Origin of the sequence: Nocardioides antri, from assembly GCF_008373765.1 — a bacterium.
In the GTDB taxonomy this organism is placed as follows: domain Bacteria; phylum Actinomycetota; class Actinomycetes; order Propionibacteriales; family Nocardioidaceae; genus Nocardioides; species Nocardioides antri.
In genome coordinates, this window is sequence record NZ_VUJW01000001.1 from 245,312 (window position 1) to 260,098 (window position 14,787).

Below are 14,787 nucleotides of genomic sequence, written 5' to 3' on the forward strand. Positions count from 1 at the left end.
CGGCCCCGTCCCGGCAACGGTTCGGTCGCACCGCCCCGGCTGCGCTGTGCTGGGCGAGCGTGCGTGTCGCATCGCTCCTACGCTCCGGAGGCACTAGGGAGCGAGAAGGGGGCCGTGGTGCGCCGACTGTCCGTGCTGACCTGCCTGCTGGCAGCGATGTTCCTCGCGCCGGTTCCGGCGCCCGGGTCGGCGGCCGCGTCCGCCTCGGCGGACTTCTACGTCCCGCCGTCCCCGCTGCCCGCCGGCGAGCACGGCACGCTCGTGCGGCACCAGCCGAGCGTGGTGCCCGCCACGCTGCTCGCGAGCGCCCGCCGGATCATGTACCTCAGCGAGGACGCGCGGGGGAGCGCGATCGCGGTGACCGGCACGGTCATCGTGCCGCTGGCGCCGTGGCTCGGCGGAGGTCAGCGTCCGGTGATCGGGTTCGCTCCCGGGACCCAGGGCCTGGGTGACGCCTGCGCCCCGTCGAAGCTGCTGCAGAGCGGGCTGGAGTACGAGGAGGTGATGATCGCGACCCTCGTCACGGCCGGGTACGCGGTCGTCGTCACCGACTACGAAGGCCTCGGGACGCCCGGGGTCCACACCTACATGAACCGCGCCTCGCAAGCGCACGCGCTGCTCGACGGCGTCCGCGCAGCGCAGGACCTGCCCGCCGTCCCGGACGCCGGACCGGTGGGGCTGTACGGCTACTCCCAGGGTGGCGGCGCGGCCGCTGCCGCGGCAGAGGTCGAGGCGGCGTACACGACCGAGCTGGACGTCCGCGGCGCCGCCATCGGCGCCCCGCCTGCGGACCTGGCCGACGTCGGCCGGTCACTCGACGGGAGCATGGCGGCCGCGTTCCTCGGCTACGCCGTCGTTGGCCTCGAGGCGGCGTACCCCGACCAGGTGAACCTCGACGACTACCTCAACGAGCGGGGAGAGGAGCTCGCCGACGCGGTCGTCGACGAGTGCGTCTGGGAGAGCCTGCCGCGGTACGCCTTCACCCGTAGCAGCACGCTGACCGAGGACGGCCGGCCGGTCGCGGACTACCTGGTGGAGGAGCCGTTCGTGTCGCTGGTCGCCGACCAGCGGATCGGGTCTCGCCCGCCGCAGGTCCCGACGTTCGTCGCGCACAGCCTCCTCGACGACATCGTCCCCTATCCCCAGGGCCGGCAGATGGCGCGCGAGTGGTGTGCGGGCGGTGCGCAGGTGCGGTTCGAGACCATCGGTGCGCCGACCCACGTCCTGGCGATGCCCGAGTTCGGCACCCGTGCCGTGCCCTGGCTCGCCCGGGCCCTCAACGGCCGGCCGGGTGCCGCCAACTGCGGCTTGTTCTGAGCGCACGAGGAACGGCCGCACGTGTGGCGGACCGTACATAGGCAAGCCTCACCTCCGCTGGTTACCCTTTCGTCATGGGCAAGGGCAAGAAGTCGCAGGCGCGCAAGCTGCCGAAGACGAAGTGCTGCGTGTCCAAGTCGAAGTGCGACCGGTGCCCGCTGCGCATGCTCAAGGAGGGCACGCTGCCCGACGGCTACACCGTCAAGAAGCGGGTCCTGGTGCGCGCCAAGGACGGCAAGAAGGTCTCGAAGAAGCACCTTCAGAAGGCGGCATGACGGGCCGATAGGGTTCGGCTCATGGCAGCCACCCGCTTCACCGATCAGCTCAACGTCCAGATCGGCAACGAGTTCGCCGCGCACAACCAGTACCTCGCCTGCGCCGTCTACTACGACGCGCAGACGATGCCGCAGATGGCGGCCTTCTTCTACAACCAGGCGCTCGAGGAGCGCGAGCACGCGATGATGATGGTGCAGTACCTCCTCGACACCGACGCTGCCGTGCAGATCCCGGGCGTGGAGGCGCCGACCTCGGAGTTCGCGGACGTCGTCGCGCCGATCCAGCTGGCGCTGGAGCAGGAGAAGCGGGTGACCGACCAGATCAACAACCTGGTCCGCATCGCGCGCGAGGAGAGCGACTTCGCCTCCGAGCAGTTCATGCAGTGGTTCATCAAGGAGCAGGTCGAAGAAGTCGCCACGATGAGCGACCTCCTCACGGTGGTCACGCGCAGCAAGAACGACGTCAACGACATCGAGGTCTACGTCGCTCGCGAGCAGGGTGCAGCGGGCGCCGACCCGACCGCGCCGCCGGCCGCAGGGGCCTGAGCGCCGGAGCGACGGCATGGCCAGGGTGATCGTCGTCGGAGCCGGCGTCGTCGGCCTGACCAGCGCCGTACGCCTCGCCGAGGCCGGCCACCGGGTCGACGTGGTCGGACGCGACCTCCCGCACGAGACCACCTCGGCCGTCGCCGCCGCGCTCTGGTACCCCTACCTCGCCCTGCCGCAGGAGCGGGTCGCCGCCTGGGGAGCGCAGGCGTACGACGTCTTCACCGGTCTCGCGACGGACCCCGCGACCGGTGTCCGGATGCTCCCCGGCACCGAGGTCTTCCGCACCATCGCCACCGATCCCTGGTGGCGCGGCGCAGTGCCGGCGCTGCGCCGGGTGACTCCCACCGACGGCCTCCCGCCCGGCTACGTCGACGGCTGGGCCTTCGTGGCGCCGGTCGTCGACATGCCGGTCTACCTGGCTTGGCTGGTCGCGCGGCTCGAGGCCCTCGGCGGCACCCTCACCCGGCTCAACCTCGCCGCGCTGCCGACGACCGGAGGCGCGGGCGCCGACGTGGTCGTCGACTGCGCCGGTCTGGGGACCCGGCTGCTCGCCGCGGACCAGACCGTCGTGCCGGTCCGCGGCCAGGTCGTGGTCGTCGAGCAGATCGGCCTCGAGGAGTGGTGGCTGGCCGGCGAGGAGGGGGCGCCGACGTACGTCGTCCCGCGGCGTGACGAGATCATCCTCGGCGGCACGGAGGAGCACGGCGAGTGGAGCCGCACCCCGGATCCCGCCACTGCCCGGCTCATCGTCGAGCGCGCCACCGCGCTGGTGCCGCCCCTCGGTGGGGCCAAGGTGCTGGGGCACAAGGTCGGCCTGCGCCCGGCCCGGCCGTCGGTCCGGCTCGAGCGGGAGGGCGACGTCGTGCACTGCTACGGCCACGGCGGCGCGGGGGTGACGCTCAGCTGGGGCTGCGCGGACGAGGTCGCGGCCCTCGTCGGAGCAGGCTGACTCAGCCGGGCGCGGGCGCGTCCCGGACGGGCACCGGGATCGCCTTCACGACCGCGTCGAGCGCGAGCGGCCCGTAGATGTGGGGAAAGGTCTCCGTCGCCCCCGGAGGCCGCTCCTCGAGGACGGGTACGTCGAGCCGGTCGGTGTCGATCTGGAGCAGCAGCAGCGGCTCGGCCACATCGGCGTAGAAGGCGTCGCGCACCGCCGGCCACTGGTCGCCGCGGCTGGCGTGGATGAAGCCCTCCTGGGCGAGGGTCCGCCCGCGGGTCGAGATCGTGTAGGCGCCGGCCTCCTGGGCAGCCGCCCAGTCCGAGGCGAGGGCGAGGTGGAAGATCGTGGCCATCGTGGACCCATCCTCCTCAGCGGGCGGATCGCCCGGGCCGTCACCTACCTCAGGACGTAGACCATGAAGGCCAGGGAGTGACGGCCGCCGAGCGCCGTGCTGCCCTGCGCATCGCGCTTCTGCGAGTCGTCGTGGAGATAGGCACTGTGGCGGTAGCACGGGTCGGTGTACACGACCCTGACGCCGGCGACGGCGGTGGCCGACCCGGTCGGGATGGCGTCGCAGGGGACGGTCGAGAGCCCGCTGATCAGCTCGCCCCGGGTGGCCATCGCCCACCACTTGGTGCCGCGCACTCCCTGCGGAGCCCGGTTCTTCTGGAGGTTGGCGAGGAATCGTGATCCCGGGGTCATCTCGGCGCACTGGGTGGTCTCCTTGCAGGAGGTGTCCGCCCAGCCCTTGTGGGGGGTCGAGATCGTCAGCACGACGGGCACGTCGATCTTGCCGGGGAAGCGCGGGTCGCCCGCCTGCACCCGGCGCAGCGCCTCCCGGATGACGAGCCCGCCCATGGAGTGGCCCACGGCCCGGACCGGCCGGCCCTTCCGGGTGAACTGGTTGTGGATGAACCACGCCAGGTCCTGGGCGATCCGGGTGATCGGTGTGTCGCTCGAGTGGCCGGCGCGGAGCTTCTGGATGCCGGAGGTCTTCGTGACGGGGTAGTTGGTCCCCGGCCCGGAGCCGGTGATGTCGACGCCCCCTCGGTCACAGCTGTAGTAGCTGACCGGGATGACGTCGGCAGGCGCAACCCCGGCCCGCGAGGTGAGCTGGGTCGTCGCGTTGCCCCAGTAGGTGTCGAGGTTGATGCCCTGGCAGCCGCCCGGGCGGTTGTTGTAGCCGTGGACGAGCATGACCGGTGCGCGGCTCGCAGCGGCGGCCGCAGCCGTGCTCCTCGAGGGGGACAGCTGGTCCGACAGGGAGAGGAGGCTGAACAGCAGGAGCAGTGCGACGGCGCCGGCGGCAGGTCGTCTTCTCGATGTCCTCACACAACCGACAACGCCGGTGTGCCGTCCGCCGTTACGTCCGCTAGAAGAGCCGGTCGGTCGGATCGTCCAGGCCGCGGAGCGCGTCGTAGTCGACGAGGGCGCAGGTGATCCCCCGGTCGCCGGCGAGGACCCGCGCCTGCGGCTTGATCTCCTGGGCGGCGAAGATTCCGCGCACGGGCGCCAGCAATGGGTCGCGGTTGAGCAGCTCGAGGTAGCGGGTCAGCTGCTCGACCCCGTCGATCTCCCCGCGCCGCTTGATCTCGACGGCCACGCTCACGCCGTCGGCGTCGCGGCACATCAGGTCGACCGGGCCGATCGCGGTGGGGTACTCGCGTCGTACCAGCGACAGCCCGGGCATCAGCGTCGCGGGGTGCTCGGCCAGCAGCTCCTGGAGGTGCTTCTCGACACCGTCCTTCTGCAGGCCGGGGTCGACGCCGAGCTCGTGGTTGGAGTCGTGGTGGATCTCCTCGATGAGGATCCGCAGCGTGTCCGGCGCCGCGCCCTTGGGGGCCTTGGCCGTGACGGTCCACTCGACCACGCCGTCCTCGGTGGTGCCCTCCCGGACGGTGCACGGCGGCGACATCCAGTTGAGCGGCTTGTAGGAGCCGCCGTCGGAGTGGACCAGCACCGACCCGTCGGCCTTGATCATCAGCACCCGGGTCGCCATCGGGAGGTGGGCGGTGAGGCGGCCGGCGTAGTCCACCTGGCAGCGCGCGACGACGAGTCTCACGATGGCCCAACCTACCGTGCGGCCGGTCGGGATCGGGCCGGGCCGTCTCGCATAGTTACCGTCGGGTACACGTCGTCCCGCGGTTTGCGACACTGCCTCCATGACCCAGTCCAGTGACCCGGCCAACGAGCAGATCTTCAGCACCCTCGTTCTGCCGTACCTGAACCACGCGGTGCGCATGTACGAGGCGTCGTACGCCACCAGCTCCGACATCGACGCCGCGATGCAGTACGGCTGCGGTTACCCGAAGGGTCCGCTGACCGTCATCGACGAGCTCGGCGCCGCGACCGTCCGCGACCGGCTCGCCGCGCGGTACGCCGAGACCGGCGACCACCTGCACGAGCCCGCCGAGCTCCTGGAGAAGCTCGCGACCGAGGGCCGGACGTTCGCCGAGGAGGCGGCCGGCGGGGAGAGCGCGGAGCCGCAGCTCAAGCTCGACATCCGCAAGGTCGGTGTGGTCGGCACCGGCACCATGGCCTCCGGCATCGTCCAGGTCTTCGCGCAGGCGGGCTACGACGTGGTGTTCGTCGGCCGCGGCGAGGACAAGGTCGCCGGGGTCGTCTCCTCCATCGACAAGGGCCTCTCGAAGCTCGTCGAGAAGGGCAAGCTCGACGAGGACGCGAAGTCCGACGTGCTCGGCCGGCTGACCGGAGCGACCGAGCGCGAGGCGCTCGCCGACGTCGACATCGTGGTCGAGGCCATCGCCGAGGACCTCGAGATCAAGACCCAGCTCTACAAGGACCTCGACCGGATCTGCAAGCCGGGCGCGATCCTCGCGACCACGACGTCGTCGATGCCGATCACCAAGCTGGGCGAGGCGACGTCGCGTCCCGAGTCGGTCATCGGCATGCACTTCTTCAACCCGGCCACGATCATGAAGTTGGTCGAGGTGGTGACGACGGAGGCGACCGCTGCCGACGTCAACGAGACCGTCCTCGCCCTGTGCGCCAAGGTCGGCAAGGTCGCGGTGTCGTGCGGCGACCGCTCGGGCTTCATCGTCAACTGCCTGCTGTTCCCCTACCTCAACGACGCGGTCAAGCTCCTCGAGTCGGGCGCCGCGTCGATGGACGAGATCGACGCCGCCATCAAGGAGGAGGCCGGCTTCCCGATGGGGCCGTTCCAGCTCCTCGACGTCGTCGGCAACGACGTCTCCCTCGCGATCCAGCGGGAGCTCTTCGCGGAGTTCAACGAGCCGGGCTTCGCGCCGGCCGCGACGCTTGAGCAGAAGGTCGCCGAGGGCGCCCTGGGCCGGAAGACCGGCAAGGGCTTCCACGACTACAGCTGAACCGCGTCCGTCGTACGACGAAGCGGCCCCGCACCGATCCGGTCCGGGGCCGTTGTCGTCGTCGGTCAGGTCAGCGGCTGCGCGTGGTGCACAGCCAGAAGGCGATCCGCACCTCACCCGGGCCACGGACCTTCGCCCGGGCCCTGGCCTTCGCGCCGGGCACGCCGTTCCTGGTCTCCGCGTGGTAGGCGTAGCCCGAGGCCCACTCGACGATCGCCTCGTGGTTGACGCGGAAGGCGGTGGCCATGCACTCGTTGCGGGCGAAGCCGACCCGCCTGCACTGACCGGGGAAGCCACCTTCGCGCTCGGAGCGCGTCTTGCAGCTGCGCTGCGCGGCGCTGACCGCCACCGTCCTGCGTCGCCTGTCGTTGGCCCAGCCGAACTGGCCGGTGCGGGTGTTGAGCGAGATCGCCCCGAAGCAGCGCTTGCGACGCCAGGCGCAGCTCGCACGCCGCTCGGCGTCGCCCGCGCGCTCGGCGGCCGGTTCGGACGCCCCCGACGGTGTCGCCGCCGCGGCGGTGGGCGCCGCGGCGAGCAGGGTGACACCCAGGAGTGCCGTGACAGCGAGGGCCAGGACCGACCGCGTCACGGCCGTCGATCGCACGGTCGCGGCCTCAGCCCTTGCGAGGCGGGCAGCTGTAGCCGGAGTCGATCGTGCCTTCGCCGCGGACAGCCGCCCGCGCGCGTCGCTGGGCGACGATCGGCCCGAACGCCTTGCCCTTGGCCCACTCGATCAGGCGGCCGTTGCGCAGGCGCCAGGCGACCGCGACGCATCCACCCTGGTTGAACACCCGGCGCTTGCCGGGCCAGATGCACGCGCGGGCGTGCCCCTCGTTCACGGTCCGCACCCGGCAGTGGTTGTGGGCGGAGGTCATCGCGCGCGTCTTGCTGCCCCACGCGCTCGACTGGGTCCACCCGCTCCGCAGGGTCTCGGGGTTGAACGCGATCGCGGTCCAACAGCGGCTCGGCAGGCAGCCGGGCGCGAGCGCGCTGACCCGGGTCGAGACGCGCTCGGCGGGAGCAGTAGGAGCTGAGGTGGCGGGCACCGTCAGCAGCGTGCCGCCGAGCACGAAGGCGGCGGCGAGCGCCAGAAGGGCGCGGACGAACAGTGCGGATCGCAAGACTTCTCCCCATGGGTCGTGGAAGGGACCTCAGGCTCCATCTTGACTCATTCCGGCCGAGTCCGCAGGAAGAGGGGGTGGTGTGTTAGCTAATGGTCGACGACGTCCTCCCACAGGACCGTCCCCTCGGGGTCCGTCACGCGCCCGATGACCGGTCCCTCCTCCGGGACCGGGAACTCGATGGCGTAGGCACCGCGGTGGGTCGTGGTCTCGGCGATGACCTCCCCGCCCGCAGAGAAGCTGACCACGTAGCCGTCCGGCAGCCCGGGCAGCACGCGCGCCTCGGTGAACGTCCCCGAGCCGAAGCTGGTGGCGACGGCGAGATCGTCGGGGTCGGCAGGGAGGGGGTCGCCGTCCTCGTCGAGGTACGGCTCGGGGTCGATCCGGAGGTCGGACAGCCAGCCTTCGTCCCAGACGGTGCAGGTGGCGACGTAGCCGTTCTCCGACATGGTGAGCGCGACGGTCTCGAACTCGAACGAGCGGACCAGCAGCACCTCCCACCCACGGAGGTCGTAGCCGGTCTGCGCAGAGCACAGCTCGACGACCTGGTCGGCACCGGCGTCCTCGGGGAGTGGGGTGTACAACGCGCCGGGGATCGCGGCCACCAGGTCGGCCTGGGGGATCACGCAGGCCATCTCGCCGACCAACATCTCGCCGTCGCCGTCGCCGCCGCCGTCACCGCCCGCAGAGCCGGACGCGACGGACTGCCTCGGCCCGCCGGCGTCGGAGCGGTACCGCGGCTCGCCTGCCGGCCATCTCTCCCCGACCGGCCTGAGGTACGCCGTCCACCCCTCGCGCGTCTCGACGAAGTGGTCGGCCTCGGTCCCGCTCACGGCCGTACCGTCGGGGGCCCTGCCGGTGACGTACGAGAGGTCGCCGGTGCCGTTGATCCCGTTCAGCACGATGCTGCAGCGGCGCTCGACCTCCTCGACCGGGATCCGCACCTCCTCGTAGGTCGAGCTGTGGTCGCCGGGCCCGTCGACCACGTCGGACGGGTCGGGCCGGTCGTCGCCGGTGGGCAGCCAGGTGACGACCGCGGCCGCGGCGACGACCGCCGCCGCGACGCCCCCGGCGACGGCGGCCCGCCGGTTGCGCACCCTCCTCCTGCCCGACGAGAGGAGCTCGCGAGGGTCGAGACGGTCCCCGTCGCCGGAGTCGGCCGCGTCGCGGAGCAGCTGGTCGAGGTCGTTCATCTCACGCTCCCATCGGGAGGGTCAGGGCCGGCATGCCGAGGGCGGTGAGCTCGCGCTTGAGCGCCGCGATCCCGTGGGACGTCTGGCTCTTGACGTTGCCCTCGGAGCACTTCAGCACGCTCGCGGTCTCGGTGACGGAGAGGTCCTCGAAGTAGCGCAGCACGATGCACGCCCGCTGCCGGTCGGGGACCTTGCGCAGCGCCTGCACGATCAGGGCCCGGTCGGCGCGGTCGCCGGAGCCGTCACCGAGACCCGGCTCGTCGTGGTGGTCGACGAGCACCTCGGGCCGGCGCGCCCGCTTGCGGTGATGGTCGATCGCAGCGGACACCACGGCCCGGCGCGCGTACGACGCCAGGCCGCCCTTGCGCTCCAGCTTCGGCCACGCGACGTACACCTTGATGAGGGCCTCCTGGGTGAGGTCGGCGGCCAGCGCCCAGTCGCTGGTCATCAGGTACGCCGTGCGCCGGAGCCGGTCCTGCACGGCCTCGACGAACTCGACGTACTCCGCGTCGTCCCGAGCCACGCCGCCTCCTTCTGTCCGGTTCCAGTATGGACAACGTCGACTGCGCGTCCGCGGTTGTACGTCGGCGAAGAATCCTCCTCGCGTGCAACCGGAGCGGGGGCCGGCGCCGTTTCCCGGGCATGGACGACGCTCCAGGACCTGCCCCTGAGGACGACGGAGCGCCGCGGCCGCGGATCCTGTGGCGTCCGGCTGCCCGGGTCGGCTCGGCGATCACCGCAGGAGTCGCCACGGTGGTCGACCTGTGGCAGCGGGTCAGCCACCGGGAGCCGCGCCGGCTCACCGACCTCGACCAGGCGCGCCGTGCTCGGGCGGCGCGCCTGATCGGCGGGCGGGGGCGCCTGAGAGACTGACGTCCGTGCCGCTCCACACCACGTCGTACGGCGACCACGGCAGCCGGATCGTCTTCTGCCACGGCCTCTTCGGGCAGGGCCGGAACTGGACCCAGCACGCGAAGGCGCTCGCGGCGCAGCACCGGGTGCTGCTGGTCGACATGCCCGACCACGGTCGGTCGCCGTGGAGCGAGCGGTTCGACTTCCTCGCGGCCGCTGACCAGGTGGCGGAGCTGCTGAGCGCCGACGACCCGGTCGCGCTGGTCGGCCACTCGATGGGCGGCAAGACCGCGATGGTGTTGGCCCTGCGGCACCCCGAGCTGGTCGAGCGGCTGTGCGTGGTCGACGTCGCACCGGTGGCCTACGAGCACGCCGGCGAGTTCGTCCGCTACATCGACGCGATGCTGGCGATCGACCTCACCACCCTGGCCGACCGCGCGCAGGCCGACGCCGCGTTACGCGAGGCGGTCCCGGACGACGGCGTCCGCGGGTTCCTGCTGCAGAACCTCCGCCGCGAGGGGGACGCCTGGCACTGGCAGCCCAACCTGGAGCTGCTGCGGGCCGAGATCGACGAGGTCGGCGGCTGGCCGGCCGCGGCGCTCGACGGGACGGCGTCGTACGACGGACCGGTGCTGTGGGTCGGCGGCGCGAAGTCGCGCTACGTGCTGGACGACTACGCGGCCGCCATGGAGCGCTACTTCCCGCGGGTGCGGCGGGTCACCGTCAAGGACGCCGGCCACTGGGTGCACTCCGAGCAGCCGCGGGTCTTCCTCGAGGTGCTGCGCCGCTTCGTGGACTGAGGATCGATCAGGTCGACGAGGCCTGGCGGGCGCGGTAGGCGGCCACGGCGTTGCGGTTGCCGCACGCCGTCGAGCAGAACCGGCGCGAGCGGTTGCGGGACAGGTCGAGGACCAGGCCCTCGCAGTCGTCGTCGGCGCAGACGCCGAGCCGCGACATCTCGTCGGCGCGGATGACGTCGATCATCGCCATCGCGGTCTCGACGATGATCCGGTCGGCGAGCGGCCGGTCCGGGGCGACCGCGTGGAGGTGCCAGTCGTAGCCGTCGTGGCGCGCGAGCTGGGGGAGTGCCTTGGCGGTGAAGAGCATCTCGTTCACGAGGCCGGCCGCGAGGTCGCGGTCGCTGGTCAGCAGGTCGCGGAGAGCGGGGAGGATCGCCCGGACGGAGTCGACCTCGGCCTGGTCGCCGTCGTGGCGCCCGGTGTAGCCGAAGTCGGAGAGGAACTCGTCGAGCTCGTCGGGCGTCGTCAGCGTGACCGGCTCGAGCTCGGCGTTGACGAGTGTCACGGCGGCCTGGAGCGCCATTGCGGTGTCATGAGCGAAAACCACGTTGACAGGTTACCGCACCGTGAGTACTGTCATGAGTCATGGCGACAATGACTCATGACGCACCGGTGGCGGTCCCGCCCCGGGCCGCGGCAGGGATCACCGTCGCCCTGTTCTCCGCTCTCTCGTTCGCACTGTCCGGCGCCCTGGCGTCGCCGATGCTCGACCACGGCTGGAGTGCCGGCGCCGTCGTGCTGGTGCGGATCGGCCTCGGCGCCCTGGTCGTGCTCCCGTTCGGCGTGGCCGCGCTGCGGGGCCGCTGGCGCCTCCTGCGGCGCAACCTGCCGCTGGTCGTCCTCTACGGCCTGCTCGCGGTCGCAGGCGCGCAGTTCTGCTACTTCTCCGCGGTCCAGCACCTCGAGGTCGGCCCGGCGCTGCTGATCGAGTACACCGCCCCCGCCGCGGTCGTCCTCTGGATGTGGCTGCGTCACGGCCAGCGCCCGGGGCGGCTGACCCTGGCCGGCGCTGCGGTGGCGGCCGTCGGTCTGCTGCTGGTGCTCGACGTGCTCGCCGGCTTCGGGCTGCACGCCGGCGGCGTGGCGTGGGCGCTCGCCGCGATGATCGGCGCTGCGGCGTACTTCGTCATCTCGGCCGACGACACCACCGGCCTCCCGCCGATCACGCTCGCCGCAGGCGGCCTGGTCGTCGGCGCCCTCGCGCTCGGCGCGCTGGCGTTGGTCGGCCTGCTGCCGATGCGCGCCGTTCGCACGTCGGTGACGTACGCCGACGTCGAGGTCGCCTGGTGGGTCCCGCTGGTGGCGCTCGGACTGGTGACGGCAGCGGTCGCCTACGTGGCCGGCATCGCCGCCGCGCGCCTGCTCGGCTCCCGGCTGGCGTCGTTCGTGGCGCTCTCGGAGGTCGTGGCCGGCGTGCTCTGGGCGTGGGTGCTCCTTGGCGAGCTCCCCGGCCCGCTGCAGGCCGTCGGCGGCCTGCTGGTCCTGGCGGGCGTGGTCGGCGTCAAGCTCGGCGAGAAGAAATCTGCGACCGAGGTGCAACAGATCGCCCTATGACGGCGTGTGTCGTGCGTGGATGTGGGGGTGACCGATCGCGCGGCTGACGCCGGGCCCGGCTTCGACGCATGGGTCGAGGCGCGGGTGCCGGCCCTCGTGCGGTTCGCCTACCTCGTGACGGGCTCGCAGGACGACGCCGAGGACGCGGTGCAGTCCGCACTGGCGAACGCCTGCGAGAAGTGGTCCTGGGTCGGCGGGCGCGAGGACCCGGACGCCTACGTGCGGCGGATGGTCGTGAACGCGCACATCTCCGCCTGGCGGCGGTCTGGCCGGCGCGAGTCGCCGGTGGCCGAGGTGCGCGGGACGGAGACCTCCGACCCGGCGGCCACCGTCGTGCGCCACGACGCCGTGTGGCGCACGTGCGCCGGGCTGCCGCCCCAGCAGCGAGCGGCGGTGGTGCTGCGGTTCTACGAGGACCTCGAGTACGCCGAGATCGCCGAGATCCTCGGGGTCGCCGAGGCCACCGTGCGCTCCCACGTCCACCGTGCGCTCGCGGCCCTGCGCCGCGAGCTCGAGGCTGCGGAGCGAGGAGAGGCGTGATGGACGAGCGCGAAGTGGAGCGGGTGTTCCGGGACGGGCTGCAGGCGCGGGCCGAGGATGCCGACGTCGCGGTGCCGGTCGTGGCGCGTGCCCTCGCCGAGGTGCGGCACCGGCGGCACCGGCGCTGGGCGGTGAGTGCCGCTGCCGCGGCCGCGGTGGTGCTCGTCGTCGGTGGTGTGGAGGTCCTGACCAACAGGAGTGACGACCCCGCGTCCCCGCCCGTCGTCGACGACGGGCCGTGGACCGAGGTCCGGCCGCCGACGGAGGACGACAAGTGGCGCACGGAGTACTGGCAGGGGGTCGCGGTCGACGTACCCGTCGAGTGGGGGTACGGCGGCGCGCCGACCGACGGAAGGACCGCCTGCTACCCCGAGGCGATGGTCGGTCCTGACGGCAGCCGCCTCGAGGGGGCGATCGAGCAGGGCTGGGTCGGGCGACCGATCGCGGTGACCGACGTCTGCGCCCTCGTCCCGGACGCGTGGGAGCCGACGGCGCCCTTCGCCTGGCTGGGTGCGGACGTCGAGCCCGGGACCTACGAGTACGCCGACGGCTACGTCCAGGAGACGATCGAGGTGGCCGGCACCACCGTGACCGTCGGCACCGACGACGCGGACCTCCGCGAGGAGATCCTGGCCTCGGCCCGGCCCGGCCACCTGTGCGAGCCGACGCTCGCGAAGATTCCCCGGGCGAGCGCCGGGGCCTCGATCGAGCGACGCGGCGGGTTGATCCTCGCCCAGGTCTGCGCGTACCGGCGCGAGGGACCGGGCGGGTTCGACCTGTCGTACGCGACGGAGCTCTCCCCGGCGGCCGTCGAGACCGCGTTCGCAGCGGCGGAGCGGGCGCCGGCGCCGCCCCCCGTCGACTGCGCCGGCCAGCGGTCCGAGTTCGTGGTCCTCCACGCCACCTACAACGACGAGTTCCCCAACGACGTCCTCGATCGCACCGCGGTCTACGACATGTTCTGTGGCGGGACCGTGGACCTCGGCCCGGGTCCCGGCCTCCGCGCCCTGACGCCCGCGGCGGTGGAGCCCTTGGCCCGCAACGGCATCCCGTCCGTGGTCTACGGCCCGTCCGGCGGCAAGGGCGCGATGATCGACTCGTTCATCGGCCCGCTCGGGTGACCTCCGGACGGGGCGGCGCTCAGCGCTGGTCCTGCTGCTTGACCGCGACCTCCCGGACCACCAGCAGGACCGCGGCCGCTGCCGGGATCGCGAGGAGGGCGCCGACCACGCCGAGCAGGGCGGCGCCGACCAGCGCGGCGATCACGATCACCGCGCCCGGGAGGTCGACCGTCCGGCCCATCACGCGCGGGTAGATGACGTAGTTCTCGATCTGCTGGTAGATCACGTAGAAGATCAGTGCTGCGATGCCGCTCTTGACGTCGGTGGCGAAGGCGATCGAGCACACCACGACGGCGCCGATGGTCGCGCCGATCATCGGGATGACGTCGAGCACGGCGACCACGAACGCGAGGGCGACGGCGTACTCGCGGACCTCGGTGAACCACAGGAAGATGAGCGACGAGATGCCCGCGCAGAGGGCGACGAGGAACGCTCCCGAGACGTAGCCGCCGATGTTGTGGATGATCTTGTCGCCGAGCTTGGTGACCCGATCGCGGCGCGAGTCCGGCGCGAGGCGGTAGATCGCGTGCGTCGTCGTGTTGAGCGACGCCAGGAAGTAGAGCGTCAGGACCAGGATGATGAACGCGTTGAAGAGCGCGGAGACGATCTTGAGCCCGAACCCGAGGGCTCCGCCGAAGAGCGTGGAGATGAAGTCGCCGCCGGTGACGAACTCCTTCGCCTTGTCGACGATCGCGTACTCCTCGTTGAGCCTCTGGACCCGCTTGTTCCGCTGGAGCTCGTCGAGCCACATCGGCGCGTTCTCGGTCAGGGTCCGGATCTGGTCGGCGATGACCGGCACGATCGCAACGATGAACAGCGCGAGCGTGGCGAGGGCGGCCACGATCACCAGCGCACAGGCGAACGAGCGCCGGATGCCGCGGCGCTCCAGGAACTCGACCGACGGGTTGAGCCCCGCCGCGAGGAAGAACGACACCACGACCAGCATCAGCACGGAGCCGATGCTGATCAGCGCTTGGAACAGCCAGTAGGCCAGGAGCGCGCCGAGCGCGCCGACGAAGCCGATGAAGAACGGCGACCGCCGGTCGAACGGCTCACCGGGCTCGCCGTACGGCTGGGACACGGCGGCCGCTTCGGCGCCGCCGGAGTCCTCGCCGCCCGGGTGGCCGGCTGCGGACGTCGCGCCCTCCTCGTGGGCGGCCGTCCGCCGCCGGCCCATT

Annotated in this window: 19 protein-coding genes; 10 read left to right on the forward strand and 9 right to left on the reverse strand. The window is 72.1% G+C overall.

From position 1 onward, the window contains the following. Positions 1 to 117 precede the first annotated feature (117 nt). The 4 genes from F0U47_RS01200 to F0U47_RS01215 all read left to right on the forward strand — a co-directional run bounded on the left by F0U47_RS01200 (position 118) and on the right by F0U47_RS01215 (position 3,090). Positions 118 to 1,317: a lipase family protein gene (locus F0U47_RS01200; protein WP_223162613.1), complete on the forward strand. Its 1,200-nt coding sequence runs from the start codon at positions 118 to 120 to the stop codon at positions 1,315 to 1,317. 74 nt (positions 1,318 to 1,391) lie between these two features. After that, positions 1,392 to 1,592 (forward strand): hypothetical protein, encoded by a 201-nt coding sequence (locus F0U47_RS01205; RefSeq protein WP_149748486.1) that lies wholly within the window; start codon positions 1,392 to 1,394, stop codon positions 1,590 to 1,592. Positions 1,593 to 1,613: 21 nt separating this feature from the next. After that, positions 1,614 to 2,138, forward strand: coding sequence for a ferritin (locus F0U47_RS01210; RefSeq protein WP_149748487.1), 525 nt, complete (start codon positions 1,614 to 1,616; stop codon positions 2,136 to 2,138). 16 nt (positions 2,139 to 2,154) lie between these two features. Beyond that, positions 2,155 to 3,090, forward strand: coding sequence for an FAD-dependent oxidoreductase (locus F0U47_RS01215; RefSeq protein ID WP_149748488.1), 936 nt, complete (start codon positions 2,155 to 2,157; stop codon positions 3,088 to 3,090). A gap of 1 nt (position 3,091) precedes the next feature. Here F0U47_RS01215 and F0U47_RS01220 read toward each other — a convergent pair whose 3' ends face one another. The 3 genes from F0U47_RS01220 to nucS are packed head-to-tail and all read right to left on the reverse strand — an operon-like array spanning position 3,092 to position 5,143. Further along, positions 3,092 to 3,433 carry a DUF952 domain-containing protein gene (locus tag F0U47_RS01220; RefSeq protein WP_149748489.1) on the reverse strand — a complete coding sequence of 114 codons (342 nt, stop codon included), beginning with the start codon at positions 3,431 to 3,433 and terminating at the stop codon, positions 3,092 to 3,094. Positions 3,434 to 3,477: 44 nt separating this feature from the next. After that, positions 3,478 to 4,413 (reverse strand): esterase/lipase family protein, encoded by a 936-nt coding sequence (locus F0U47_RS01225; protein ID WP_149748490.1) that lies wholly within the window; start codon positions 4,411 to 4,413, stop codon positions 3,478 to 3,480. A 40-nt stretch (positions 4,414 to 4,453) separates the two neighbouring features. Then, the gene (nucS, locus tag F0U47_RS01230) at positions 4,454 to 5,143 is read right to left on the reverse strand and encodes an endonuclease NucS (RefSeq protein WP_149748491.1); all 690 of its coding nucleotides are present in this window, start codon (positions 5,141 to 5,143) and stop codon (positions 4,454 to 4,456) included. A gap of 100 nt (positions 5,144 to 5,243) precedes the next feature. Between nucS and F0U47_RS01235 the strand changes: the two genes are divergently transcribed. Next, complete coding sequence (locus tag F0U47_RS01235; RefSeq protein ID WP_149748492.1) at positions 5,244 to 6,428, forward strand: 3-hydroxyacyl-CoA dehydrogenase NAD-binding domain-containing protein; 1,185 nt, start codon at positions 5,244 to 5,246, stop codon at positions 6,426 to 6,428. A 70-nt stretch (positions 6,429 to 6,498) separates the two neighbouring features. On the opposite strand, the gene F0U47_RS01240 is transcribed toward F0U47_RS01235, so the two are convergent. From F0U47_RS01240 to F0U47_RS01255, 4 genes are all read right to left on the reverse strand, one after another. Next, a complete protein-coding gene (locus tag F0U47_RS01240; protein WP_188111118.1) occupies positions 6,499 to 7,032 on the reverse strand; it encodes a DUF4189 domain-containing protein in 534 nt (177 codons plus the stop codon). Between the two features lie 10 nt (positions 7,033 to 7,042). Beyond that, positions 7,043 to 7,549, reverse strand: a complete 507-nt coding sequence (locus F0U47_RS01245) for a hypothetical protein (RefSeq protein WP_149748494.1) — start codon at positions 7,547 to 7,549, stop codon at positions 7,043 to 7,045. A gap of 89 nt (positions 7,550 to 7,638) precedes the next feature. Beyond that, the gene (locus F0U47_RS01250; protein WP_149748495.1) at positions 7,639 to 8,742 is read right to left on the reverse strand and encodes a hypothetical protein; all 1,104 of its coding nucleotides are present in this window, start codon (positions 8,740 to 8,742) and stop codon (positions 7,639 to 7,641) included. A gap of 1 nt (position 8,743) precedes the next feature. Continuing rightward, positions 8,744 to 9,265, reverse strand: coding sequence for a SigE family RNA polymerase sigma factor (locus F0U47_RS01255; protein ID WP_149748496.1), 522 nt, complete (start codon positions 9,263 to 9,265; stop codon positions 8,744 to 8,746). 119 nt (positions 9,266 to 9,384) lie between these two features. Between F0U47_RS01255 and F0U47_RS20955 the strand changes: the two genes are divergently transcribed. Beyond that, entirely contained in the window at positions 9,385 to 9,615 is a 231-nt protein-coding gene (locus F0U47_RS20955) for a hypothetical protein (protein WP_188111168.1), read from the forward strand. Between the two features lie 5 nt (positions 9,616 to 9,620). Then, positions 9,621 to 10,394, forward strand: coding sequence for an alpha/beta fold hydrolase (locus F0U47_RS01260; protein ID WP_246159362.1), 774 nt, complete (start codon positions 9,621 to 9,623; stop codon positions 10,392 to 10,394). A gap of 7 nt (positions 10,395 to 10,401) precedes the next feature. On the opposite strand, the gene F0U47_RS01265 is transcribed toward F0U47_RS01260, so the two are convergent. Continuing rightward, positions 10,402 to 10,941 (reverse strand): CGNR zinc finger domain-containing protein, encoded by a 540-nt coding sequence (locus F0U47_RS01265; RefSeq protein ID WP_149748497.1) that lies wholly within the window; start codon positions 10,939 to 10,941, stop codon positions 10,402 to 10,404. Between the two features lie 38 nt (positions 10,942 to 10,979). Here F0U47_RS01265 and F0U47_RS01270 point away from each other — a divergent pair, with 38 nt between their 5' ends. The 3 genes from F0U47_RS01270 to F0U47_RS01280 are packed head-to-tail and all read left to right on the forward strand — an operon-like array spanning position 10,980 to position 13,609. Beyond that, entirely contained in the window at positions 10,980 to 11,948 is a 969-nt protein-coding gene (locus F0U47_RS01270; protein ID WP_149748498.1) for an EamA family transporter, read from the forward strand. Positions 11,949 to 11,975: 27 nt separating this feature from the next. Further along, complete coding sequence (locus F0U47_RS01275; protein ID WP_188111119.1) at positions 11,976 to 12,488, forward strand: SigE family RNA polymerase sigma factor; 513 nt, start codon at positions 11,976 to 11,978, stop codon at positions 12,486 to 12,488. Then, entirely contained in the window at positions 12,488 to 13,609 is a 1,122-nt protein-coding gene (locus F0U47_RS01280) for a hypothetical protein (protein WP_149748500.1), read from the forward strand. The genes F0U47_RS01275 and F0U47_RS01280 overlap by 1 nt, the downstream gene beginning before the upstream one ends. 19 nt (positions 13,610 to 13,628) lie before the next feature. Here F0U47_RS01280 and F0U47_RS01285 read toward each other — a convergent pair whose 3' ends face one another. After that, a complete protein-coding gene (locus F0U47_RS01285; RefSeq protein WP_149748501.1) occupies positions 13,629 to 14,786 on the reverse strand; it encodes an AI-2E family transporter in 1,158 nt (385 codons plus the stop codon). Position 14,787: the final 1 nt, after the last annotated feature.